Annotated in this window: 23 protein-coding genes; 19 read left to right on the top strand and 4 right to left on the bottom strand. The window is 72.4% G+C overall.

Translation table 11 applies throughout. From position 1 onward, the window contains the following. Positions 1–55 precede the first annotated feature (55 nt). The 9 genes from Vau01_RS33780 (at position 56) to Vau01_RS33745 (ending at position 7865) form a co-directional block, all read left to right on the top strand. Positions 56–814, top strand: a complete 759-nt coding sequence (locus Vau01_RS33780) for an SDR family NAD(P)-dependent oxidoreductase (RefSeq protein WP_204001125.1) — start codon at positions 56–58, stop codon at positions 812–814. An 18-nt stretch (positions 815–832) separates the two neighbouring features. After that, entirely contained in the window at positions 833–1627 is a 795-nt protein-coding gene (locus Vau01_RS33775) for an SDR family NAD(P)-dependent oxidoreductase (RefSeq protein ID WP_239152058.1), read from the top strand. Continuing rightward, a complete protein-coding gene (locus Vau01_RS33770; protein WP_239152072.1) occupies positions 1627–2595 on the top strand; it encodes a GlcG/HbpS family heme-binding protein in 969 nt (322 codons plus the stop codon). The genes Vau01_RS33775 and Vau01_RS33770 overlap by 1 nt, the downstream gene beginning before the upstream one ends. After that, positions 2592–2723: a hypothetical protein gene (locus Vau01_RS64745; protein ID WP_275423982.1), complete on the top strand. Its 132-nt coding sequence runs from the start codon at positions 2592–2594 to the stop codon at positions 2721–2723. The genes Vau01_RS33770 and Vau01_RS64745 overlap by 4 nt, the downstream gene beginning before the upstream one ends. Further along, positions 2720–3637: a ketopantoate reductase family protein gene (locus Vau01_RS33765; RefSeq protein WP_204001121.1), complete on the top strand. Its 918-nt coding sequence runs from the start codon at positions 2720–2722 to the stop codon at positions 3635–3637. The genes Vau01_RS64745 and Vau01_RS33765 overlap by 4 nt, the downstream gene beginning before the upstream one ends. A gap of 200 nt (positions 3638–3837) precedes the next feature. Next, the gene (locus tag Vau01_RS33760; RefSeq protein ID WP_204001119.1) at positions 3838–4824 is read left to right on the top strand and encodes a sugar ABC transporter substrate-binding protein; all 987 of its coding nucleotides are present in this window, start codon (positions 3838–3840) and stop codon (positions 4822–4824) included. Further along, entirely contained in the window at positions 4821–5858 is a 1038-nt protein-coding gene (locus Vau01_RS33755; RefSeq protein WP_204001117.1) for an ABC transporter permease, read from the top strand. The genes Vau01_RS33760 and Vau01_RS33755 overlap by 4 nt, the downstream gene beginning before the upstream one ends. Further along, positions 5855–6625 carry an ATP-binding cassette domain-containing protein gene (locus Vau01_RS33750; protein ID WP_204001114.1) on the top strand — a complete coding sequence of 257 codons (771 nt, stop codon included), beginning with the start codon at positions 5855–5857 and terminating at the stop codon, positions 6623–6625. Before Vau01_RS33755 ends, Vau01_RS33750 begins: the two co-directional genes overlap by 4 nt. A 10-nt stretch (positions 6626–6635) precedes the next feature. Beyond that, positions 6636–7865: a glycoside hydrolase family 1 protein gene (locus Vau01_RS33745; protein WP_204001532.1), complete on the top strand. Its 1230-nt coding sequence runs from the start codon at positions 6636–6638 to the stop codon at positions 7863–7865. On the opposite strand, the gene Vau01_RS33740 is transcribed toward Vau01_RS33745, so the two are convergent. Continuing rightward, entirely contained in the window at positions 7862–8470 is a 609-nt protein-coding gene (locus Vau01_RS33740; RefSeq protein WP_204001111.1) for an MBL fold metallo-hydrolase, read from the bottom strand. The genes Vau01_RS33745 and Vau01_RS33740 overlap by 4 nt on opposite strands. Positions 8471–8526: 56 nt before the next feature. On the opposite strand from Vau01_RS33740, the gene Vau01_RS33735 reads away from it, so the two are divergent. The 8 genes from Vau01_RS33735 (at position 8527) to Vau01_RS33700 (ending at position 17455) form a co-directional block, all read left to right on the top strand. After that, positions 8527–9048: a VOC family protein gene (locus tag Vau01_RS33735; protein WP_204001109.1), complete on the top strand. Its 522-nt coding sequence runs from the start codon at positions 8527–8529 to the stop codon at positions 9046–9048. Between the two features lie 87 nt (positions 9049–9135). After that, positions 9136–10347 carry an FAD-dependent oxidoreductase gene (locus Vau01_RS33730; protein WP_204001107.1) on the top strand — a complete coding sequence of 404 codons (1212 nt, stop codon included), beginning with the start codon at positions 9136–9138 and terminating at the stop codon, positions 10345–10347. Then, the gene (locus Vau01_RS33725) at positions 10344–11711 is read left to right on the top strand and encodes an FAD-binding oxidoreductase (protein WP_204001105.1); all 1368 of its coding nucleotides are present in this window, start codon (positions 10344–10346) and stop codon (positions 11709–11711) included. Before Vau01_RS33730 ends, Vau01_RS33725 begins: the two co-directional genes overlap by 4 nt. Continuing rightward, positions 11701–12114, top strand: coding sequence for a VOC family protein (locus Vau01_RS33720; protein WP_204001103.1), 414 nt, complete (start codon positions 11701–11703; stop codon positions 12112–12114). The genes Vau01_RS33725 and Vau01_RS33720 overlap by 11 nt, the downstream gene beginning before the upstream one ends. Beyond that, positions 12111–12980: an NAD(P)H-dependent oxidoreductase gene (locus tag Vau01_RS33715; RefSeq protein ID WP_204001101.1), complete on the top strand. Its 870-nt coding sequence runs from the start codon at positions 12111–12113 to the stop codon at positions 12978–12980. The genes Vau01_RS33720 and Vau01_RS33715 overlap by 4 nt, the downstream gene beginning before the upstream one ends. Positions 12981–13466: 486 nt before the next feature. After that, positions 13467–16049 carry a family 78 glycoside hydrolase catalytic domain gene (locus tag Vau01_RS33710; RefSeq protein WP_204001099.1) on the top strand — a complete coding sequence of 861 codons (2583 nt, stop codon included), beginning with the start codon at positions 13467–13469 and terminating at the stop codon, positions 16047–16049. 44 nt (positions 16050–16093) lie between these two features. Next, a complete protein-coding gene (locus tag Vau01_RS33705; RefSeq protein ID WP_204001096.1) occupies positions 16094–17101 on the top strand; it encodes a lysylphosphatidylglycerol synthase transmembrane domain-containing protein in 1008 nt (335 codons plus the stop codon). A 48-nt stretch (positions 17102–17149) separates the two neighbouring features. Further along, the gene (locus tag Vau01_RS33700; RefSeq protein ID WP_239152057.1) at positions 17150–17455 is read left to right on the top strand and encodes a GlsB/YeaQ/YmgE family stress response membrane protein; all 306 of its coding nucleotides are present in this window, start codon (positions 17150–17152) and stop codon (positions 17453–17455) included. A gap of 4 nt (positions 17456–17459) precedes the next feature. Here Vau01_RS33700 and Vau01_RS33695 read toward each other — a convergent pair whose 3' ends face one another. Next, the gene (locus Vau01_RS33695) at positions 17460–18008 is read right to left on the bottom strand and encodes a CGNR zinc finger domain-containing protein (protein WP_204001094.1); all 549 of its coding nucleotides are present in this window, start codon (positions 18006–18008) and stop codon (positions 17460–17462) included. 81 nt (positions 18009–18089) lie between these two features. On the opposite strand from Vau01_RS33695, the gene Vau01_RS33690 reads away from it, so the two are divergent. Next, positions 18090–19061, top strand: a complete 972-nt coding sequence (locus Vau01_RS33690) for an EamA family transporter (protein ID WP_204001091.1) — start codon at positions 18090–18092, stop codon at positions 19059–19061. Here the strand turns inward: Vau01_RS33690 and Vau01_RS33685 are convergent. Beyond that, entirely contained in the window at positions 19010–19843 is an 834-nt protein-coding gene (locus tag Vau01_RS33685) for a helix-turn-helix transcriptional regulator (RefSeq protein ID WP_204001528.1), read from the bottom strand. The genes Vau01_RS33690 and Vau01_RS33685 overlap by 52 nt on opposite strands. Before the next feature lie 111 nt (positions 19844–19954). On the opposite strand from Vau01_RS33685, the gene Vau01_RS33680 reads away from it, so the two are divergent. Beyond that, the gene (locus Vau01_RS33680; protein WP_204001088.1) at positions 19955–20812 is read left to right on the top strand and encodes an SDR family NAD(P)-dependent oxidoreductase; all 858 of its coding nucleotides are present in this window, start codon (positions 19955–19957) and stop codon (positions 20810–20812) included. 5 nt (positions 20813–20817) lie between these two features. On the opposite strand, the gene Vau01_RS33675 is transcribed toward Vau01_RS33680, so the two are convergent. Beyond that, positions 20818–21489, bottom strand: coding sequence for a nucleotidyltransferase domain-containing protein (locus Vau01_RS33675; protein ID WP_204001085.1), 672 nt, complete (start codon positions 21487–21489; stop codon positions 20818–20820). Positions 21490–21535 lie beyond the last annotated feature (46 nt).

Below are 21535 nucleotides of genomic sequence, written 5' to 3'. Positions count from 1 at the left end.
AGTCGCTTTCACAATACGAGAATCGGTCGCCTGGCAACAGGCGGAAGAGGTGGACATGCGGGACTGGCTGTCGCTCGCCGATCGTCCGGCTCTGGTGGCCGGGGCCGGCGGGCTGGGCGGTGCCAGCGCCGTGAGCCTGGCGGCACAGGGTGCCGCGGTCGCCGTCGTCGACGTCGACCGGGCCCGGCTCGACGCGGTGGCGCGGGCGGCGAAGGAGGCCGGCGGCTGCGTCCGCACGATCGTCGCCGACCTGCGGTCGGCCGACCGGTGCCGCGACGCCGTGGCGGAGGCCGTCCGGGAGGTCGGTACGCCGCAGGTCTTCCTGCACGCGGTCGGCCGCAACGTGCGGCGTCCGGTGCTCGACCTCGACGACGGCGACTGGGCCTCGATCGTCGAGCTGAACCTGTCCACCGCGTTCTGGCTGGGCCAGGCGGTGGGCCGCCGGATGGTCGACGCCGGGTACGGGCGGATGGTGTTCGTGTCGTCGGTGTCCGGCCTGCTCGCCCACGCCGACCACGCCCCGTACGCCGCGACCAAGGGCGGCCTCAACCAGTTGGTCCGCGTGATGGCACGGGAGTGGGCGGCGCACGACGTCACCGTCAACGCCGTCGCGCCCGGCTACATCGAGACCGACCTGACCGCCGACTACCTCGACCGCGACGGCAACCGGCGGGCGCTGGAGAGCCTGGTGCCGGCGCGGCGCCTCGGCGTACCCGAGGAGGTCGCCGACGCGGTGACGTTCCTCGCCTCCGACCGTGCCCGCTTCATCACCGGCCAGGTGCTCTACGTCGACGGCGGGCGCGTGCTCGTCTGATCTTTTGAGGAGGGCCTTGTGCCACTGACACCCGTTCCCATCCCCCGCCGCTTCGAGGGCCGCACGGTGGTCGTCACCGGTTCCGGTACCGGGTTCGGCGCCGAGATCGCCGTGCGGGCGGCCGAAGAAGGGGCGCGTGCGGTGGGCGTCCACTACCGCTCGTCGAAGGAAGGCGCACAGCGCACGGCCGAGCGGGTCCGCGCGGCCGGCGCCGAAGCCGTTCTGTTGCAGGCCGACATCGTCGAGTGGGCACAGGTGGCCGCGTTGGCCGAGGCCGCGTTCGACGGGCTCGGCGGCGTCGACGCGCTCATCAACAACGTCGGCGACGTGGCCCGCGACCAGATGTCGTGGCGCGACATCACCGAGGAGTCCATCGACCACGTGCTCGCGGTGGACATCAAGGGGACGATGGCCTGCATCCACGAGTTCGGCAAGCGCATGCTCGACCAGGGCCACGGCGCGATCGTCAACATCGGCTCGACCGTGATCGTGCGCGGCAGCCCCCGCGCGCCGCAGTACGCCGCGGCGAAGTACGGGCTCCTCGGCGCCACCAAGTCGTACGCGCACGCGTTCGCGCCGACGGTGCGGGTGAACGTGTTCGCGCCGGGCTTCATCGAGACCGAGGCGACGCTCGCCCGCGAGGACTGGCGGTCGGGCCGCGGCGACCAGTTGCGCTCGTTGACCCCGCTTCGCCGGATCCCGGGTCCGGCCGAACTCGCCGGTACCGCACTGTTCCTGGCCACCGACGACGCGTCGCACATGACCGGCGGCTACATGGTCGCCGACGGCGGCTACAACATGGTCGGCGCGTGATGTTCTCGCGTGATCTGTCCCTTGTGGACGCTCAGGCGCTGGTGCGGCGGGCGGTCGACAAGGCCGAGCAGCTCGGGTTGCGGGGCGGCGTCGCGGTCGTCGGTGCGAGCGGCGCGCTGGTGACCGCGTCGCGGCTAGACCACGGTGGCCCGGGCGGGATGGCGCGGGCGCGGTCGAAGGCGTGGATCGCGGCGACCCAGCAGATCCCGAGCACCGAGCACCTGCACCGGATGACGACGCTGCCGGCGCCGATCTCGAACGGCTTCGTCGGCGTCTCGCCGGAGGCGGTCTTCCCGGGCGCCGGCGGCATGCCGGTGCGCGACGAGCACGGCGTGGTGGTGGCGGGGATCGCCGCGTCGGGGGCGACGGTGAGCCCGTTCCTCCCCACCGGCGTCGCTCCGGAGGTGGTGTCGGCCGACGGCCGACCGGCCAACCCCGAGGACCTGCTGATCGCGTATGCGCTGGGCGTCCCCTATGTCGGCCAGCACGGCGACGACGAGGCCCGGTGGAAGCAGCGGTTCGGCGACCTCGTGGTGCCGCCGGCCGAGAGCCTCGGCATGGCGCCCGCGCCGGCGTCCACGTCGCAGGCATCACTCGATCGGGCCCGTTCCCTGTGCGACCGTGTCCTGCGGCTGGCCGCGGAGAACGGGCTGCGCGTGAGCGTCGCGGTGGTCGACGCCGGCGGCGACCCGATCCAGCAGGACCGCATCGACGACGCGCCCGCCGCCGGCGTCGACGTGGCCCTGGCGACCGCGGCGACCGCCGCCCGGTTCGGCTGCGACAGTTTCGTGGTCGCGAGTTGGTACGGAACCGCGGTGACGCAGTTGGGCGCGCTCCATCCCGCACCGCTGCTCGCCGCGCCCGGTGGCGTTCCGGTGTTCGACGACGGCCGGCTGGTGGCCGGACTCGGCGTCGGCGGCGCCGATCCGGTGCGCTGCGCCGCTCTGGCCGCGGCGGCGCTCTCGTGACCACGGTCCGCGTCGCCGTGCCGGAGTACGGCGCTCCGGTGACCACGGCGCCCGTCGCCGCGCCGGGGTACGGCGCTCCGGTGACCACGGCGCCCGTCGCCGTGCCGGGGTGCGGGGCGATGGCGTGAGCACCGTACGCGTTGCCGTGCTCGGGTGCGGGGCGATCGGCAGCCTGTACGCGGCGCACCTCGCCCGGCTGCCGTCCGTCGAGGTGTGGGCGGTCGACCCGTGGCGCGAGCACGTGTCGGCCATCGCGTCGGGGGGTCTGCGCGTCACCGGACAGGCCGACTTCGTCGCCCGGGTCGGGGCCCGCACGGACGCCGCGGCGTTGCCCCCGTGCGCGTTCGGCATCGTGGCGACAAAGGCGTTGCATACGCTCGACGCCGTCCGCGCCGCATATACGGCGCTCGATGGCGCGGCGGTGGCGAGCGTGCAGAACGGCGTCGGCAACGAGGAGCAGATCGCGTCCGTGGTGCCCCGGGTGATCCGCGGGACGATCGTGACAGCCGGCGCGGTCACCGAGCCCGGCACGGTCCGGTACGACGCGCCCGGCGACACCTGGCTCGGCCCGTTCGAACCCGCACCGGCCCGCCCCGACGAGATAGCCCTGCTGGCCCGCCTCCTGACGGAAGCGGGCCTGCGGACCCACGCGGTGCCCGACGCCCGGGGTCCACAGTGGACGAAGGTGGTGTTCAACGCCGCGACCAGCCCGCTGGCGGCCCTCACCGGCCTGACCGTCGGCCAGGTGTGCACCGACGCGGAGCTACGCCGCGAGGTCGACCGGCTGATCGCCGAGGCCCGCTCGGTGTGCGACGCCGCCGGCATCGAGCTGAGCCGCGACCCGGCCGAGTCCGTCGAGGAGGCGATCCGCGAGGCGTACGGCCACAAGCCCTCGATGCTCCAGGACATCCTCGCCGGCCGCCCGACCGAGATCGACGTCCTGAACGGCGGAATCGCCGCCGAGGGCCGCCGCGTCGGCGTCCCAACCCCGGCCCACGACACCATGGTCGCCCTGATCCACGCCAAAGAACGCCCCCCGTAGCGCACCCCAACCCGGCGATCTTGGACTCGTTGCGGGGCTATAGGCCCGTGCGGAGTCCAAGATCCGGGGGATGGGACGGGGGCGCGGGGCGCAGGGCATGGACATCTGCCGTGTGGTCGTCTACGTTCTCGGTAATTCGCTTTCAAAGTAACTTTCACTCAGTGAAAGTGACGGCTCCCCCGCCTCAGAGGAGTTCGGTCATGAGTTCTCGAAACTGGCGCTCCCGGCGCGCCCCGTTCGCCCTCGCCCTCGGCGGCGTCGCGTTGTTCCTGACGGCCTGCAGCGGCAGTTCCGGGAGCCCGTCCACGGGCTCGGCCGCCGGCAAGGACCTACCCAAGACCCTGGTGTTCTCCCCGCTCTCGCTCGCCCCACCGGCGCTGAAGGGCCTCTCCGAGGGCGTGAAGCACTACGCCGGCGACAAGAAGTGGGAGGTCATCGTCCAGGATCCCAACTTCGACGCCAGCAAGCAGACCCAGCAGCTCAACGAGGTGCTCAGCTCCGGCCGGGCCGGCGCCGCCTGGGTGATCGCCGTCGCGCCGAAGTCGATGGGTCCGATCCTCAAGACGGCGCAGTCGAAGGGGATTCCGATCCTCGTCAACGGCCGGCCGGACGAGTACGGCTTCAGCGGCCCGCAGCCGGGCATCACGTTCGACTACATCGACTATGCCGCCGGCGGGAAGGCGCTGGGCGAGCAGTTGGGCAAGTGTGTGACCGAGAAGCTCGGCGGCACCGGCAAGGTGCTGTTCGCCGCCAGCACCGAGGGGTCGGCCGGCAAGAAGGAGTTCGACACCGCCGCGCTCGACGCGTTGAAGGCCGCCGCCCCGGGCGCGACCGTCGTGCAGACGGTCATCGCCAAGGACCGGACCCAGTCGCAGACCGACATCGGAGCCGCGTTGCAGGGCAAGCCGGACCTCGCCGCGGTGATGGCGGCCAACGACGAGGGTGCCCTGGGCGCGCTGGGCGCGTTCGCGGCGGCGAAGAAGAACCTCACGTGCGTCACCGATTTCGGTGGGAACGACGAGGTGCTCGCGAGCGTCAAGGACGGCAAGATCTACGCCTCGGTGGCCCTGCAGTTCCAGGCCGACATGGCACAGTCGTTCGACACGCTGGTGAAGATGCAGGGCGACCCCAAGGCGAACGGTGAGGTGCTCATCGTTCCGCAGAAGGTCGTCACGGCGGGCTCATGACGATGGCAGCGGTTGTCGGGCGGACCGACAGCGACCAGGCACACGTGCGGTGGCTCGTGTTCGCCCGCGACCGCGGCATCTTCGTCCTGTGGGCGTTGCTGCTGATCGGGTTCAGCGTCTGGGCCCGGCCCTACTTCGGCACCGTCGACAACGCGATCCTCATCGCCAACGCCGCGGCGCTCACCGCCGTGTTCGCGGCCGGCATCGCGGTGGGGATCATCTGCGGCGCGCTCGACCTCAGCATCCCCGGCACGGCCGCGATGGCCGGCTGCGTGTGCGGGTGGTTGATGACGCACGACGTGCCGGTGTGGCTGGGCATCGCGGCCGGGCTGGCGGTCGGAGTGGTGGTGGGGTTGGTCAACGGGCTGATCGCGTTGCGCGGCTTCAACCCGATCATCGTCACCATCGGGACGCTGTCGGTGCTGTCCGGATTGGCCTCCGCGCTCGCCGCCGGGTACACCATTCCGGGCCTGCTGGGGCTGGAGTTCATGGGTACGCGGCGGTACGCCGGCGTGCCGGCACCGGTGTGGATCGTCGCCGCGCTGTTCCTCGCCGGAACCGTGTTCCTCACCCGCACCCGCGACGGCATCCGGCTGATGGCGGTCGGCGGCAACGCGGAGGCGGTGCGCCGCAGCGGCATCCACAGCGACCGGTACAAGGTGCTCGCGTTCGTCATCAGCGGGTTCTGCGCGGCGCTCGGCGGGCTGATGACGGCCGCGCTGGTCACTGAGGCCAATCCCGCCGCGAATCCCGGGATCATCTTCAACGCGCTCACCGCCGTCGCGCTCGCCGGGGTGTCGCTGAGCGGTGGACGCGGTTCGCTGCCCCGGGTGCTCGTCGGCGCCCTGATCCTCGGGACCATCTCCAACGGCCTGACGCTCAAGGGGATCCAGCCGTTCTGGGCCACCACGGTCACCGGCGCGCTGCTGCTGGCGTCGCTGGGGCTGGAGAAGTGGGTGTCCACAACGGTGTCGCGGCGGCTGGTGACCACCGCCGCGGCGTCGGCACACACCGAGAGCAAGGATCAAGCATGACCGCCGCGCTGGAGCTCCAGGGCATCGACCAGCACTACGGCTACGTACGGGCGCTGGACGGCATCGACATCGCCGTGCGGCCGGGCGAGGTGCTCGGCCTGCTCGGCGACAACGGTGCCGGCAAGTCCAGCCTCCTCAAGGTGATGTCGGGCGCGCACCAGCCCACCAACGGCACGATTCTCGTGCACGGCACGCCGCACCGGTTCTCCGGGCCGAGCGACGCCACGCACGCCGGAATCCAGATGGTGTACCAGGATCTCGCGCTCGTCGACGCCCAGGACATCGCGACCAACCTCACCATCGGCCGGGAGATCCTGCGCCGGGGACCGTTGGGGTGGCTGGGATTCGTCGACCACAAGGCACAGCGAAAGCGGGCGGCCACCGAACTCGAACGGCTCGGCGTGCGGACGGCACCGGTCACCCGTCCCGTGGAGATGCTCTCCGGCGGGCAGCGTCAGGTGGTGGCCCTGGCCCGGGCGGCGACCCGCGTCACCGGTGAACACCACGGTGTGCTGCTGCTCGACGAGCCGACCGCCGCGCTGGGCTACGAGCAGACGCGGCAGGTGCAGGCGCTGATCCGGCGGATGGCCGCGGACGGGGTGGCGTGCGTGCTCGTCACCCACGACCTGCCGCTCGCGACCGGTGTGTGCGACCGGATCGCCGTGCTCAACCGCGGCCGCAAGGTGGCCGACGTGCCGACCTCCGACACGAACGGCGACGAGTTGGTGGGTTGGATCACCGGCGCGCGGCCGTCAATGTACACATAGGACGGTGGAGATGTTTCCGGACGGCTTCCTGTGGGGCGTGGCCACCTCCGGCCACCAGACCGAGGGCGGCAACTCGAACAGCGACACCTGGTTCGCCGAGAACCTGTCGCCCACGGTGTTCCGGGAGCCGTCCGGGCCGGCGTGTGACGGCTACCGGCGCTGGCGCGAGGACCTCGACCTGGTCGCGGGCATGGGCCTGAACGCGTACCGGTTCTCGCTGGAGTGGGCCCGCGTCGAGCCGGCGCCCGGCGAGTTCGACGACGACGCGATCGCGCACTACAAAGCGATCATCGACCGCTGCCACGAACTCGGCCTGGCCCCGGTGGTGACGTACAACCACTTCACCTGCCCGCACTGGTTCGCCGCCCGGGGCGGCTGGCTGGCGCCCGACTCGGCCGAGGTGTTCGCCCGCTACTGCGGCACGGTGACCGACCGGCTCGGCGCCGGGATCGCCTACGCCGTCACGCTCAACGAACCGAACCTGCCCCGGCTGCTGTCGTGGATCGGCCTGCCGGATTTCGTGCACGACCTCCAACGGCAGACGCTCGACGCCGCCGCGAAGGCCGCCGGTGTGGACCGGTACCGGCTGGGCAACGTCGTGGTACCCGAGGAGTACGACGCGATCGAGGACGGCTACGCGGCCGCGCACACCGCGGCGCGCGCCGCCATCCGGGCGAGCCGACCGGATCTGCCGGTCGGGCTGAGCCTGGCCATCGTGGACGATCAGGTCGTCGGCGACGATCCGACCGTCCGCGACCGCAAGCGGGCCGAGGTGTACGGACGGTGGCTGGCACTGGCCGCCGACGACGACTTCCTCGGCGTCCAGAACTACGAACGGGCCCGGTACGACGCCACCGGCCCGGTGCCGCCACCGGACGACGTCGAGCGCAATCACATGGGCTCGGACATCTACCCGCTCTCGCTCGCCGGCGCGGTGCGGTACGCGCACGAGGCCGCCGGCGTCCCGCTGTTGGTGACCGAGCACGGCATCGCCACCGACGACGACACCCACCGGGCCGCGTTCATCGAGCCGGCGCTGAGCGGCCTCCAGGCGGCGATCGACGACGGCGTGCCGGTGCTCGGCTACTTCCACTGGACGCTGCTCGACAACTTCGAGTGGGTGTTCGGCTACGACGTACGGCTGGGCCTGGTCGAGGTCGACCGCACCACGTTCGCCCGCACACCCAAGCCCAGCGCGGCGGTGTACGCGCGCATCGCGCGGGCGAACGCGTGTGCCTAGAGTTCGTCGACCCGGCGGACCACACCCGCCGGGCTGAACGCGGCGAGCATGCCGGCGTACTTGGCCGGATCGGTCGTCTCGCCCTCGTGGATCGGCACCGCGGCCCGCGGCGTCACCATCCGCACGTAGTCGACCGCCTCGGAGAGCTTGAGCCAGGGACCGTCGATCGGCACCGCGAGCACGTCGACCGGCCCCGGCGGTGCGGCGAACGAGTCGCCGGGGTGGAACAGCGCGCCGTCGTCGATCAGGTAGGCGGAGTTGGTGCAGCCGGGCACGTCACCGTAGACGGCGGCGTGCAGTCCACCATGGACGTCCACGGTGGTGCGTCCGAACGTCAGCCGCTCCCCCGGCCGGGCGACGACGGCGTCCGGGAAAACCGCGGCCGTGGCCGTGTCGGGGTCGACCACCAGGCGCGCGGCGGGGTTGGCCGCCAGCAGCGCGGCCACGCGGCGGGCGTCGAGGTGGTCGGGGTGCTGATGGGTGACGAGCACCGCGGTCAGGTCCGTGAGCATCTCGAACTCCGACATCGTGCCCGGGTCGAGGAGCAGCCGGGCGTCGTCGGTCTCCACGAGCAGACACGCGTGCCCGAGGTGGGTCAGCTTCATGGCCGACACCCTACTCTCACTCTCAGAGAACGTGTTACGCGGATCGAAGGAGCGACATGCATCACGTCGGATACTGGGTGCCCGACCTGGCGGCGGCCGCCGAGCGGGCGGCCGGCACGCTCGGGGTCGGACCGTTCCTCGTCCACCGGCACGTCCGGTTCGACTCGTTCCGCCTGGCCGACGGCACGCAGGTCACCGACCCGGCGTACCTCGACCACAGCGCGGCGTTCGCCGCCTGGGGCCCGGTGGTGCTGGAACTGGCCGAGGTGCACAGCGTCGACCCGGCCCTCGCCGAGGCGTACGGCATCGCGTTCGACCGCGTCGGGCACGTCTCCTGGGTCACCGACGATCTCGACGCGGAGGGCGAGCGGCTACGAAGGGCCGGCTGCCGGCCGATCCATACCGCGTCCACCGGCGCCGTGAGCGTCGCCTGGTACACCGGCGGCGACCTGTTCCCGCACCCGATCGAACTGCACCGGGCCGGGCCGCCGATCCTCGGCATGCACGCCCGGCTCACCGCGCTCGCGGCGGGCCGGGACGGCAGCGAGCTACCCCATGAATTGCTCAGACCGATCTGAGGTATGGACCCTCCCCCGCTTCCTCACTACAGTCACCAGACAAGAGTTGAAATGCACTTTCACTCTCCGAGAATTACGGGAGCCGCCGTGACCGTGAACCGACCGCTGCACGTGCTGATCGCGGGAGGCGGCCTGTCCGGCCTCGCGGTCGCCCAAGGGCTCGTGAAGCACGGACACACCGTCGACGTCTTCGAACGCGACGCCGACCTCAACCGCAAGCAGGGCTACTACCTGCACATGAACGCGTTCGGCGGCGAGGCGCTGCGTGCCGTGCTGCCCGACGACCTGTTCGCCCTGTACCAGGCGACGTCGCGCACGACGTACCGCCGCAAAGAGTCGATCGTGCTCAACGACCAGTTCCACGAGCTCAGCTCGCAGCCGCACCTCGGCCCGCCCAACGACGGCGACCCGCCGCACACCGGCGTCCACCGCCGCACGCTGCGCCAGATCCTCAGCGCGAGGCTCGGCGACTCCCTGCACACCGGCGTCGCGGTCACCGGCTACACCGAGGATGCCGAGGGCGTCACCGCCACCCTGTCCGACGGCACCACCGTGCGCGGCGACGTGCTCGTGGGCGCCGACGGCATCCGGTCGGCCGTGCGCGCGACCCGGCTGCCCGAGGTGCCGATCGTCGCGACCGGCATCCGCGGCATCGGCGTCTACGGCCGCACCCCGCTGACCGACGACCTGCGGGACCTGCTCCCGGACGGGCTCACCGACGGCGTCATCATCGCCGTCGACCGGGCGGGCAGCCGGCTCCTGATCGGCACGTTCGACCCCCGGACGCCGGTGCACGAGGCGCCTGCCGCGATCGCGCCCGACGTGACCCTCGACCCGGTCGGGCCGTACGTGATGGTCAGCTGCAGCACGTCGCCCGACACGGTGGTGCCGCCGTCGGCCGAGTGGACCGCCGAGACCCCCGCGCTGATGCGCGAGTCGATGACCCGCACCGTCACCGGTTGGCACCCGGCCGCCGCCGAACTCGTCGGTCGGATGGAGCTGGACTCGATCTTCATGATCCCGTTCGGGTTCGTGATGCCGGCCGAGACGTGGGAGCCGTCGCGGGTCACGCTCGTCGGCGACGCGGCGCACGCGATGCTGCCGACGCTCGGCATGGGCGCGAACCTCGCACTGCGCGACGCGCAGCAACTCGTTCAACGGTTGGCATCCGCGACCGACGTGGTCGCCGAGATCGGTGCGTACGAACGGGACATGCGGGAGGTCGCCTACCCGTTCCACCGCATGACGCTCGATCACGACAAGAACTTCGGCGGCGGCGCCCTCCAGAAGGCCGGATGAGACTCGTCCTGCGCGGCGACGACGGGTACGAGGAGGCCCGCGTCGGCCGGGTCTTCAACGCCCGGCGGCCCGACCGCTACCCGGCCGCGGTCCTGCTCGCCGCCGATGACAACGATGTGGTGACGGGCGTGAAGCTCGCCCGCGAGCGCGGGTGGCGGGTGAGCGTGCGGTCGGGCGGTCACTCGTGGGCCGCGTGGAGCGTCCGCGACGACGCGCTGCTCATCGACCTCGGCGCGCTCACCGCCGTCGACTACGACCCGGCCACCGGGATCGCGACGGCCGGCCCGGCGGCGCAGGGCGGGCGCGAGGTCGCCCCGCTCCTCGCCGGGCACGGCCGCGCGTTCCCGGTGGGGCACTGCCCCGGCGTCGGCCTCGGCGGCTACCTGCTGCAGGGCGGCCAGGGCTGGAACGGGCGCAGCGTCGGCTGGGCGTGCGAGAGCGTGGTGGCCGTCGACGTGGTGACCGCCGAGGGTGACCTCGTGCGCGCCGACGCCGACCAGAACAGCGACCTGTACTGGGCCGCCCGCGGCGCCGGCCCCGGATTCCCCGGCGTCGTCACCCGGTTCCACCTCCGTACGTATCCGCTGCCGCCGCACATGTGGCACGACACCTGGACGTTCCGGCTCGACGACGCCGACGTCCTCCTGCACTGGCTGCACGACGTGCTGCCGACCCTCGACCGCCGGGTGGAACCGGTGCTCGCCGCCACCCGGCTGCCCGGTGTGCCGCTGCGGCCCGGGATCGCGCATCCCGGCACGGCTCTCCTGTTGCACACCACGGTCATGGGCGACTCCGTCGACGAGCTCGCGGCCCTGCTGCGCCCGTTCGACGACGGGCCGCTCGCCGGCCGGGAACTGGGCCACGTCCGCGGACCGACCACAGTGGACGACGAGAGCGTCGCCCAGGCCACCCAGAGCCCGGACGGTTACCGCTACGCCGTCGACTGCACGTGGACCGACGCGCCGGCCGGCGTCCTCGCGCCGCCGCTGACCCGGCTGTGGCGCGAACTCGACACCGAGCACTCGTTCTCGATCTGGTACGGCTGGGCGCCCTCGAAACGGCTGCCCGACATGGCGTTCTCCGTCGAGGGCAACGTGTACGTCGCCACCTACGCGATCTACCCGGACGCCGCCGACGACGAGAAGTACCGGTCGTGGGTGCACGACCGGACGGCGGCCATCGCCCGGCACGGCGGCGGCGGTGTCTATCTCGGCGACACCGACTTCACCCGGCGCCAGGACCGGTTCCTGTCCGACGCCAACTTCGCCCGGCTGCGGGAGATCCGCGCGAAGCGCGATCCCGACGGGCGGTTCGTCTCGTACCTGGCCGCCGATGCCCAGGGGCTGAACGCGCATGCGTCTTGACCACGTCGGGCTCTCCGTGCGGGACCTCGACGCCGCGTCCGCCTGGTACTGCACCGCGTTCGGCTACGCGCGCGAGGTGGTGCTGCGGGTCGACCCGATCGACCTCGACATCGTGATGCTGATCCATCCCGTCCACGGCGACCGGCTCGAACTGCTGCACCGGCCGGGATCGGCGCCGGGGCTGCGGGCCGCCGATCCGGCGCGGGCGGCGCTGTCGGAGTCGTTCGGGCACATCGCGTTCGACGTCGCGGACCTCGACGGCACGTACGACCGCGTGGTCGGGCTCGGCGCGCGGGCGGTGTTCGCGCCGCGTCCGTCGCCGGAACCCGGTGTGCGGATGGCGTTCGTGGCCGACCCGGAGGGGAACCTGGTGGAACTGCTGTCGCGCGGAGGTGCCGCATGAAGGTTCTCGGGCTGGGCGCCGGCGTGCCCGGCGGGAGCGCCGAACTTCTACTCACCGCCGCGCTGCGGGCGGCCTCGGCGACCGGTGCCGACGCGGAACTCGTGCGACTGTCCGATGTGGACATGTCCGCCGACGGCGACTGGCTCTGGGACCGGCTCGTCGGGTGCGACGGGCTCGTCGTCAGCACGCCGATCATGTCGCGGACCGTCGCGGCCGGGCTCAAGGTGCTCGTCGACCGGTTGCTCGGACCGAACGCCGACGCCGCGATCATCGAGCACCTCGTCGGCGTGCGGCGGGCGGGCACCGAACCGGCGGTGCCGTTCCGGGTCGACGAGCGGGTGCTCAAGCCGAGGGTGGCCGGGTTCCTCGCCGTCGGCGGATCGCTCACTCCACAGTGGAAGACCCTCGCCCTGCCGATCCTGCACACGCTGACGTTCTCGATGCACATCGCCGTCGTCGACCAGGTGGTGTTCGGCGGCGCCGGCACCCCACGGTCGATCGTCCTCGACGACGCGGCCATGGCGCGCGCGGAACGCCTCGGTGCCACCGTCGCCGGGCAACTCGGCCGGGCCTTCGACGAGGCCGAGTACCGCGGCGAGCCCGGCCTGTGCCCGATGTGCCACCTCGACGTGATCACGCTGCGCGGTGCCGACGTCGCCTGCGCCACGTGCGGCGCGCGCGGTTCGCTGCGACCCGACCTCTCCGTCGAGTGGACCGACCTCGACGCGTCGGTGCTGTCGATGGCCGAGAAACGCGCCCACGCCAGGGAGATCCAGGAGACCGCGGCCGCGCACGCCGCCCGGCGCGCCGAGATCGAGGTCCGCGTGGCCGCCCTCGGCGGTTTCGACCGGATCGTCCGCCCGTGATCGGTCTGCGGGTCGAGCATCGTGGGCTTGTGCGGGCACTTTTTGCAGTCCTGGCTACAAAAAGTGTCCGCTCAAAGCGGACGCCGCCTCCGGCACCCGTGCGGAGGACAAGATGACGCATCAGAGGGGAAGTCCGTCCACGTCGTGGCACACACGAATCTCCCCGTTCATTGAATCCGACCAAAGCAGGCACGCACACGCACACGTGGTGGTTGTCGTGCCCGTCCCAACGAGTCGATCTTGCAGTTGTGGTGGCCGCAAAAAGGGTCAAATGTCGGCGAACAAGGCACCACAACTGCAAGATCAACGCCGGAGAACAGTCCTCGGCCCTCGATCTTGCAGTTGTGCCCACCCTTTCGCCGGAATTCGCCCGTTTTTCGGCGAGCACAACTGCAAAATCAGCCACGCGGGGTCCGCTGTGGACCCACTACATGAACAGTTACCTCTTCCAGAAAAGTTGATCACTCGCACCAGTGGGGACCCGTCGTGATCGGTCTGCGGGTCGAGCATCTGGACCACCCGTTGGGCATCCACACGCGTGCGCCCCGGTTCTCGTGGCGGCTGCCCGCCGGCGGCGCGCGGCAGGTGGCGTACCGGATCCGCACGAGCAACGGTTGGGACACCGGGCGGGTCGACAGCGACCGCAGCGTCCTGGTGCCGTACGAGGGGCCGCCGCTGGGCTCGGCGCAGCGGGTCACGTGGCGGGTTCGGGTGTGGGCGGACACGGGCGACCTCGGCTGGTCGTCGGAAGACTGGTTCGAGATGGGGCTGCTGCGCGCCGACGACTGGACGGCGCGCTGGATCCAGCCGCGCGAGGACGAGGTGCCGCCGCCGGGTGAACGTCCGGCGCACCTGCTGCGCACACTGTTCACAGTGGACGGTGGCGGGCCGGCACGCCTGTACATCACGGCGCACGGGCTGTACGAGGCGTTCCTCAACGGCGTCCGGGTCGGCGACGCCGAACTCACGCCCGGCTACACCCAGTACGCCAGCCGCCTCCAGGTGCAGACGTACGACGTCACCGACCTGCTGCGGCCCGGCGCCAACGCGCTCGGCGTCGTGCTCGCCGACGGGTGGTTCCGCGGGCAGACCGGCGCGCTGCGCTCGGCCGACCAGTGGGGACACCACGTCGCGCTGCTCGCCCAGCTGACCGTCGACGGCGTACCGGTCTCGATCACCGGTGCGCACTGGCGTACGGCGCCCGCCCCGATCGTCGCCGACCTGATCGCCGGTGAACAGACGGATCTGCGCTCGATGCCGACGCGGTGGGCGTCTCCTGTCTTCGACGACGCGGCCTGGACCGGCGCGATCGGGGCCGACCACCGATTCGATATTCTCACCGATTCCCCGGCACCGCCGGTGCGCCGCGTCGAGGAGCTCGCACCGGTGGCGGTGACGCGGCCCGCGCCCGGGCGGCAGGTGGTCGATCTCGGGCGCGCCATCAACGGATGGGTGCGGTTGCGGGGCCTCGGACCGGCCGGCACCCGCGTCGTGCTGACCCACGGCGAACACCTCGACGCCGACGGAAACGTGACCACCGACCACTTGCGGCCCGCGTTCCCGTTCCTGCCCGCGCCGCTGCCGGCCGGGATGGTCGACGCGGTGGTGTCGACCGGCCGTCCACATGAGACATTCGAACCGCGGCGGACCACGCACGGGTTCCGGTACGTGCAGCTCGACGGCCACGCCGCCGACGTGACCGGCGTGGTGGTGCACACCGACATGCGCCGCACCGGCTGGTTCTCGTGCTCCGACGAACGCCTGAACGCCTTGCACGAGGCGGCATTGTGGAGCTTCCGCGGCAACGCGTGCGACATCCCGACCGACTGTCCACAGCGCGAACGCGCCGGCTGGACCGGTGACTGGCAGGTCTTCGTGCCGACCGCCGCGTTCCTCTACGACGTGGCGGGGTTCGCCACCAAGTGGCTGCGCGACGTCGCCGCGGACCAGTGGGACGACGGCACGGTCGCGAACATGAGCCCGTGCCCGCCCGCCGAGGGTCGCGGCTCGACAGTGGCCGGGCTGAACGGATCGGCGGGGTGGGGCGACGCGGCGGTGATCGTGCCGTGGGAGCTGTACCGGGCGTACGGCGACGAACGGATCCTCGCCGACATGTGGCCGGTGATGACCGCCTGGCTCGCACGGGCCGCACGGATGGCGCGCACCGGAAGGCATCCCGACCGCGCCGCCGCCCGGCCAACGCCCGCCCCGCACGAGAAACACTTGTGGGACACCGGTTTCCACTGGGGCGAGTGGCTGGAGCCCGGCGGCTCGAATCCCTTTTCCGGCGCCGACATGGGTGACGTCGCCACGGCGTATCTGTGCTATTCGGCGGGGCTGACGGCGCGGATCGCCGATATTCTCGGATCTGACGCGTCCGGGTATCGCGAGCTGGCGCGGCAAGCGCGCGATGCGTGGCGGTGTGAATTCATGGGGACGGACGGGAGGCTCGCCCCGGACACCCAGGCGAACCACGTGCGGGCGCTCGCGTTCGACCTTGTGCCAGCCGGCTCGCGGTCCGCGGTGGCGGCGCGGCTTGTCGATCTGGTGCGCGCGACAGGAACGCACGTGGGCACCGGCTTCCTCGCGACGCCGTACCTGTTGCCGGTGCTGGCCGACGCCGGCCACCTCGACGTCGCCTACGACCTGCTCCGCCAGGACACCGAGCCGTCGTGGCTGACGATGATCGACCGCGGCGCCACGACGATGTGGGAGCGCTGGGACGGCGTCGACGCGTCCGGTGTGGCGCACGAGTCGCTGAACCACTACGCGAAGGGTGCGGTGGTCTCGTTCCTGCACCGGTACGTCGCGGGCCTGTCACCGGTGGAACCGGCGTACCGGCGGTTCCGCGTGCGGCCACGGCCCGGCGGCGGGGTGACGTGGGCTTCGGCCGAGCACGAGTCCCCGTACGGGCGGATCTCGGTGCGCTGGACGCTGGCCGACGACGTCCTGGCGGTGGACATCACCGTGCCGCCGGGCACCACCGCCGAGTTCGCCGGGCGTGAACTGGCGCCCGGCGAGCACCGTTGTGCCGTACCTCACAACGGTGGCAAAGGCCGCAGACCGTAACGCTCCACCGGGGCCTGCTGCCGGCGTCTGCGAGGATCGCCGTGATGCGTGATCAGCAAACCGTCGTGGCGCCCCGGCCCCGGACCCGGAAGTGGGTGCGGGCCGTCGTCGTGGTCGTCGCCGTGGTCGGCCTGGCGGTCGTCGGGCTGCGCGGCCGCCTGCCGGCGCCCGCCGACGTGCTCGACGCGACCGCCGGGATCGCGTACCCGTGGGCGTTGTTCGCCGCGTTGCTGCAGGTCGCGTCGATCGCGGCGTTCGCGTTGCAGCAGCGACGGCTGTTCGACGGCCTCGGCGTGCGGATCGGGCTGCCCCGGACGGTGGCCGTGGTCCTGGCCGGCACCGCCCTGGCCAACACCATGCCGGCCGGCGCGGCGGTCGCCACCGCGTACACCGTACGGGAGTACGGACGGGCCGGCGCCACCCACGAGGTCGCGGTCGCGTCGGCCGTGGTGTCGGGTCTCGCCTCCATCGGCGGGCTGGCCGCGCTGTACGCCGGTGGCGGTCTCGCGCTCGCCGGCGTCGCCACCGGCGGCCCCCAGTGGCAGCCGCTGCTCGTGGTTCTCGTGCTGGCACTCGTGACGGCGGCGGTGGTGGCGGCCGGACGCCGGTTCCCCTCCTCGGCTACCGACAGCTCCCCGGCCGACGGTCGACTCGTCCGTTACCTCCGGATGGCGGCCCGGTCGGGCCGGGACGCGTGGCGGGCCGGTGCCGGCCTGCGGACCCGCGACTGGGCGATCGTGCTCGCCTACGCCACCACCAAATGGCTCGCGGACCTGGCGTGCCTGGTCGCCGTCGCCCGCGCCCTCGACCTGCCGGTCTCCGTGACCGCGATGGCCGGGATCTACCTCAGCGTCCAGATCGTCCGGCAGGTCCCGCTCACGCCGGGTGGCATCGGCGTCATCGAGACCGCGTTCGTCACCGGCCTGACCGCCGCGGGAGCGGCCGCCGCACCGGCCGCGGCGGCCGTCCTGATCTACCGGCTGCTGTCCTGCTGGCTGCTGATCCCGGCCGGCGGTGCGGCTGCGGTGCTGCTCCGCCGTCTCGGTAGGTGAACGTCCGCGGGAGATTGGCTTTGCGTGGCCGGTGGGAAACATCGACGTGTGGACGTACAGGATTATCTGATCGCCATCGTGTTCGGCGCGGTCCTCGGGGTGGTGGCCCGCATCCTCATCCCCGGCAAGCAGCGCATCGGTCTCATCCTCACCGTGCTCATCGGCATGGGCGCGGCCGTCGCCGGCAGCTGGATCGCCGACCGCTGGGACCTGCACAGCGGCGCGACGTTCGACATGATCGGCCGCACCCTCGACTGGCTGGTCATCAGCATGCAGGTCGGCATCGCGGTGGTCGGTGTCGCGGTCGCCGCCGTGCTCATGCGCGTCTTCGACACCGACCGGCGCGAGGGCTAGGGATTCAGGCCCTGGGCTGCGCGGCCCGGCGGGCGCGGTAGGCGTTGACCGCGGCCCGGTTGCCGCAGCCGGAGTCGCAGAAGCGGCGGGACCGGTTCTTCGACAGGTCGACCAGGACCGCCCCGCAGTCGGGGAACTCGCAGATCCGTAGCCGCCGCAACTCCCCCTCGCGCACGACGTCGACCATCGCCATCGCCGCCTCGACGGCCATGCGGTCGGCGAGCGGTGCGTCGAGCGGAGTCGCGTGCAGGTGGTAGGGCCAGTCGTCGTGCCGCACGAGTTGCGGGAGCGCGGCGCCCTGGCGCAGCAACGCGTTCACGATCTCGACGACCTCGTCCTCGTCGACCTCCCAGATCCGGCGCAGGCGCGGCCGCAGCGCGCGCACCGCCCGCAGTTCGGCCTCCGTGCGCTCGTGGCGACCGGAGAAGCGGTGCCGGGCGACGAACGCGGCGAGGACGTCGGGATCGGTGAGCCGCTCCTCGCCCTGGTCGTCGGTGTTGATCAGGTCGACGACGGCGGCCAGGGACAACTCTGTGTCATGAGCAAAGACCATGTTGACTCCTGTCACCTAGTCCGGCTACTGTCATGAGTGTAGCTAGCTTTTGCTCATTACTCGCTGTTCACGGAGGTACCGATGCGTCCCGAACGTACCGCCGCCACCGGCCTGGGGCTGGCCCTGCTGTCCGCCGCCACGTTCGGCACCTCCGGCATCTTCGCCCGGTCGCTCATCGACGCCGGCTGGTCGGCCGACGCGGCGGTGGCCGCACGCATCGGCATCGCGGCGCTGGCGCTGGCGGTTCCGGCCCTCGTCGCGGCGAAAGGGCGATGGGACGTGGTGAAGCGCACCGCCGGCACCATCGGCCTGTTCGGGCTGCTGGCCGTGGCGGGTGCGCAGGTGGCGTTCTTCAACGCCGTCCGGTACCTGCCGGTCGGGGTGGCGTTGCTGATCGAGTACTCCGGGATCGTGCTCGTGGTGCTGTGGATGTGGGCGGCGCACGGCCAGCGTCCCCGCCGCCTGACCGTGGCGGGCGCCGTCACGGCGCTGCTCGGGCTCGTGCTGGTGCTCGACCTGACCGGCACCGGGCGCATCGACCCGGTCGGCGTGCTGTGGGGCCTCGGCGCCGCCGTCGGGCTGGCCGCGTACTTCGTGCTCTCCGCGCGGATCGACCCGGAACTGCCGTCGACGACGCTCGCCGCGGGCGGGATGGCCGTGGGCGCCGTGGTGCTGCTCGCGCTCGGCGCCGCCGGCGCGCTGCCGATGCGGGCCACGTTCGGCACCGTCGAGTTCGGCGGCACCCGCATGAGCTGGGTGGTACCGGTCGTCGGGCTCTCCCTCGTCGCGGCCGTGGTGTCGTACGTCGCCGGGATCGGCGCCGCCCGCATTCTCGGCGCGGCCCTGTCCTCGTTCGTCGGGCTCACCGAGGTGATGTTCGCGGTGCTGTTCGCGTGGATCGTGCTGAGCGAGCTTCCGTCGGTGGTGCAGGGCGCCGGCGGCGCGCTGATCGTCGCCGGGATCGTGCTCGTGCGGGTCGACGCGCTGCGCGCCGACAAGCCTCAGCCGAACGCCTCGACCCCGAGAACGTTGAGCAGGGCCAGCTTGTCGTAGCTGGCGGTGCCGGGGGTGGCGGTGAAGACGAGCAGGGACTGCGCCTGGTCGGGGTCGTGGAGGCCCTGGCAGAACAGTTCGAGCTCGCCGACCTCGGGGTGGACGAACCGCTTGGTGCCGCCCCAGCCGAGGCCGACCTCCTGGCGTTCCCACAGCGCGGCGAACTCCGCGCTCGCGCGGAGCAGGCCGGCGACCAGGAACGAGGCGCGCGACCGGGGCCCGTCCCGGCCGGCCGCCGCCCGCAGGAGCGCGACGTTGAGACGGCTGTTGTGCTGGTGCTCCGCGGGGTGGTAGCGATCGCGGGCCGCCGGATCGGTGAACCAGCGGTACGGGGCGCTGCGGGCCGGGCCGGTGTAGCGGGTCTGGTCGCCGAGCAGGGCGACGGCGGGCGGGGTCTGCACCAGCGTCTCGCCGAGCGGGCCCATCACCTGGGCCGGGGTGTCGCGCAGCCGGTCGAGGACCCGCATGATTCCCGGGCTCACGTGCTCGCCCCGTAATCGCTCGTGGGAGCGGTAGCCGCACAGCAGGAACAGGTGGTCGCGTTCGGCGGGCGTCAGGCGCAGCCCGCGGGCGAGGGCGGCGGCCATCGGCTGTGACGGCTGCGGCCCGTGCCCGCGTTCGAGGCGGGCGAGGTAGTCGACGGACATGCCGCACAGGTCGGCGACCTCCTCGCGGCGCAGCCCACGGGTGCGCCGGCGCGGCCCGCGGCCCAGCCCGACGTCCTCGGGTTGCAGCGCCTCGCGCCGGGCACGCAGGAATGCGCCCAACGCCGCGCGGTCGATCGTCTGCATGGTGCGATCGTCGCAGCCGTCGCCGGCCGCAACCAGTGACCGCCGATCAGTGGATAAGCGGTCCCTTCATCCGGTCCGCGCGCGGGCGTCCACCTGGACCGCATGACGAAATGGACAGCGGCCGACCTGCCCGACCTGACCGGCCGCACGGTGCTCATCACCGGTGCGGGCAGCGGCATCGGCCTCATCACCGCCCGCGAACTGGGCCGCGTCGGCGCGCGGGTCGTGCTGGGCGTGCGCGACCCGGAGAAGGGTCACCGGGCCGTCGCCGGCCTCCGCGGCCGGTTCGAGGTGCGCCGCCTCGACGTCGCCGACCTCGGCTCGGTGCGGGGGTTCGCGCGGGACTGGACCGAGCCGCTCGACGTCCTCATCAACAACGCCGGCGTCATGGACGTCCCGGCGGCCCGCACCGCCGACGGCCTCGACGTGCAGACCGCCACGAACTACACCGGTCCGTTCGCGCTCACCAACCTGTTGCTGGAGCACGTCACCGACCGGGTCGTCAGCGTCACCAGCCAACTGCACCGCCAGTCCCGGCTCGACGTCGGCGACCTCGACTGGCGGGCCCGCGAGTACCGCCCGATGCACGCCTACCGCGACTCCAAGCTCGCGCTCGTGCTGTTCTCCCTCGAACTGCAGCGGCGGCTGGCCGCGTCGGGCAGCCCGGTCCGGTCGGTCCTCGCCCACCCCGGCATCGCGACGACGACGCTCGCGGCCCACTCGCGCTCCAACGTCATCAACCGCCTCCCGTTCCTGCTCAACGACTCCGAGCACGGCGCGCTGCCGGTGCTGTACGCGGCGACGCAGGACGTGCCGGGCAACGCCTACGTCGGGCCCGACGGTTTCGGCGCAATCAAGGGCCATCCCGCGCTCGGCAGACCCGCGCGGGCGGGGCTCGACCCGGCCACAGCCGGCCGGCTGTGGCAGGCGACCGCCGCGCTCACCGGGGTCGGCTCGTGAGCGCGCTAGTCGCGCGGGGCGGGCGCGTGGTAGCCCTCGAACAGCGGGCCACCGGCGCCGCCGAGCACCCGTTCGGCCAGCGGCCGGGGGTCGTCCCGGGCGGCGAGCCACTCGGCGGCCAGGTCCGGGGCGAGCTCGCGGAGGTCGCGCAGGAGCCACTTGCCGGTGCCGATCCAGCGGCCGGCGAACGCCAGCGCCGCCCGCGCGGTCTCGGTCCACAGGGCGGCCGCGATCACGGCGCGCTCCCCCGCGTCGACGGCGTGGATGAGGTCGTCGAGCAGGTCCGTCATTACGTACCGGAGGCGGTCGTGCTCGGCGCCGGTCAACGGCGGCGGTCCCGCGGCGAGAACGCGGGCGCACCGGGCCGGCAGGTCACCGGGGTCACCGAGCAGCGGAACGCCCTGTGCCAGCATCCGGTGCGTCGACGCCTTGCGGGCGGCCAGCTCCAGGTCCAGGTAGCGGGCCAGTTGCTCCGGGGTGTGGACGAACAGCTCGACCGGCCAGCCGCGGAAGCGCAGGGACTCCCGGTAGCCCGGCCCGTCCTCCCGCAGCACCACGATGTCCAGGTCGGAGCCCGGGGTGCGGTGCGGGCCGAGCACGCTGCCGGTCAGCATCGCCCAGGTCGCGTGCGGAAACCGGGCGGCGACGAGGTCGGCCGCGTCGGCCATCGGATCCATGCCGTCATGCTTCCGTACCGGTCTGGGAATCCGCTCGCCCAAGGCC

This window comes from Virgisporangium aurantiacum (assembly GCF_016863635.1).
Lineage (GTDB): Bacteria > Actinomycetota > Actinomycetes > Mycobacteriales > Micromonosporaceae > Virgisporangium > Virgisporangium aurantiacum.
This window is presented reverse-complemented; position numbering and strand designations above follow the sequence as displayed.

Coding starts and splice junctions, on each gene's coding strand:
- Vau01_RS33760 (WP_204001119.1), top strand. CDS start 3,838: ATGAGTTCTCGAAACTGGCGCTCCCGGCGCGCCCCGTTCGCCCTCGCC.
- Vau01_RS33675 (WP_204001085.1), bottom strand. CDS start 21,489: ATGGATCCGATGGCCGACGCGGCCGACCTCGTCGCCGCCCGGTTTCCG.
- Vau01_RS33745 (WP_204001532.1), top strand. CDS start 6,636: ATGTTTCCGGACGGCTTCCTGTGGGGCGTGGCCACCTCCGGCCACCAG.
- Vau01_RS33680 (WP_204001088.1), top strand. CDS start 19,955: ATGACGAAATGGACAGCGGCCGACCTGCCCGACCTGACCGGCCGCACG.
- Vau01_RS33740 (WP_204001111.1), bottom strand. CDS start 8,470: ATGAAGCTGACCCACCTCGGGCACGCGTGTCTGCTCGTGGAGACCGAC.
- Vau01_RS33780 (WP_204001125.1), top strand. CDS start 56: ATGCGGGACTGGCTGTCGCTCGCCGATCGTCCGGCTCTGGTGGCCGGG.
- Vau01_RS33735 (WP_204001109.1), top strand. CDS start 8,527: ATGCATCACGTCGGATACTGGGTGCCCGACCTGGCGGCGGCCGCCGAG.
- Vau01_RS33690 (WP_204001091.1), top strand. CDS start 18,090: ATGCGTCCCGAACGTACCGCCGCCACCGGCCTGGGGCTGGCCCTGCTG.
- Vau01_RS33725 (WP_204001105.1), top strand. CDS start 10,344: ATGAGACTCGTCCTGCGCGGCGACGACGGGTACGAGGAGGCCCGCGTC.
- Vau01_RS33750 (WP_204001114.1), top strand. CDS start 5,855: ATGACCGCCGCGCTGGAGCTCCAGGGCATCGACCAGCACTACGGCTAC.
- Vau01_RS33720 (WP_204001103.1), top strand. CDS start 11,701: ATGCGTCTTGACCACGTCGGGCTCTCCGTGCGGGACCTCGACGCCGCG.
- Vau01_RS33715 (WP_204001101.1), top strand. CDS start 12,111: ATGAAGGTTCTCGGGCTGGGCGCCGGCGTGCCCGGCGGGAGCGCCGAA.
- Vau01_RS33770 (WP_239152072.1), top strand. CDS start 1,627: ATGTTCTCGCGTGATCTGTCCCTTGTGGACGCTCAGGCGCTGGTGCGG.
- Vau01_RS33695 (WP_204001094.1), bottom strand. CDS start 18,008: ATGGTCTTTGCTCATGACACAGAGTTGTCCCTGGCCGCCGTCGTCGAC.
- Vau01_RS33705 (WP_204001096.1), top strand. CDS start 16,094: ATGCGTGATCAGCAAACCGTCGTGGCGCCCCGGCCCCGGACCCGGAAG.
- Vau01_RS33755 (WP_204001117.1), top strand. CDS start 4,821: ATGACGATGGCAGCGGTTGTCGGGCGGACCGACAGCGACCAGGCACAC.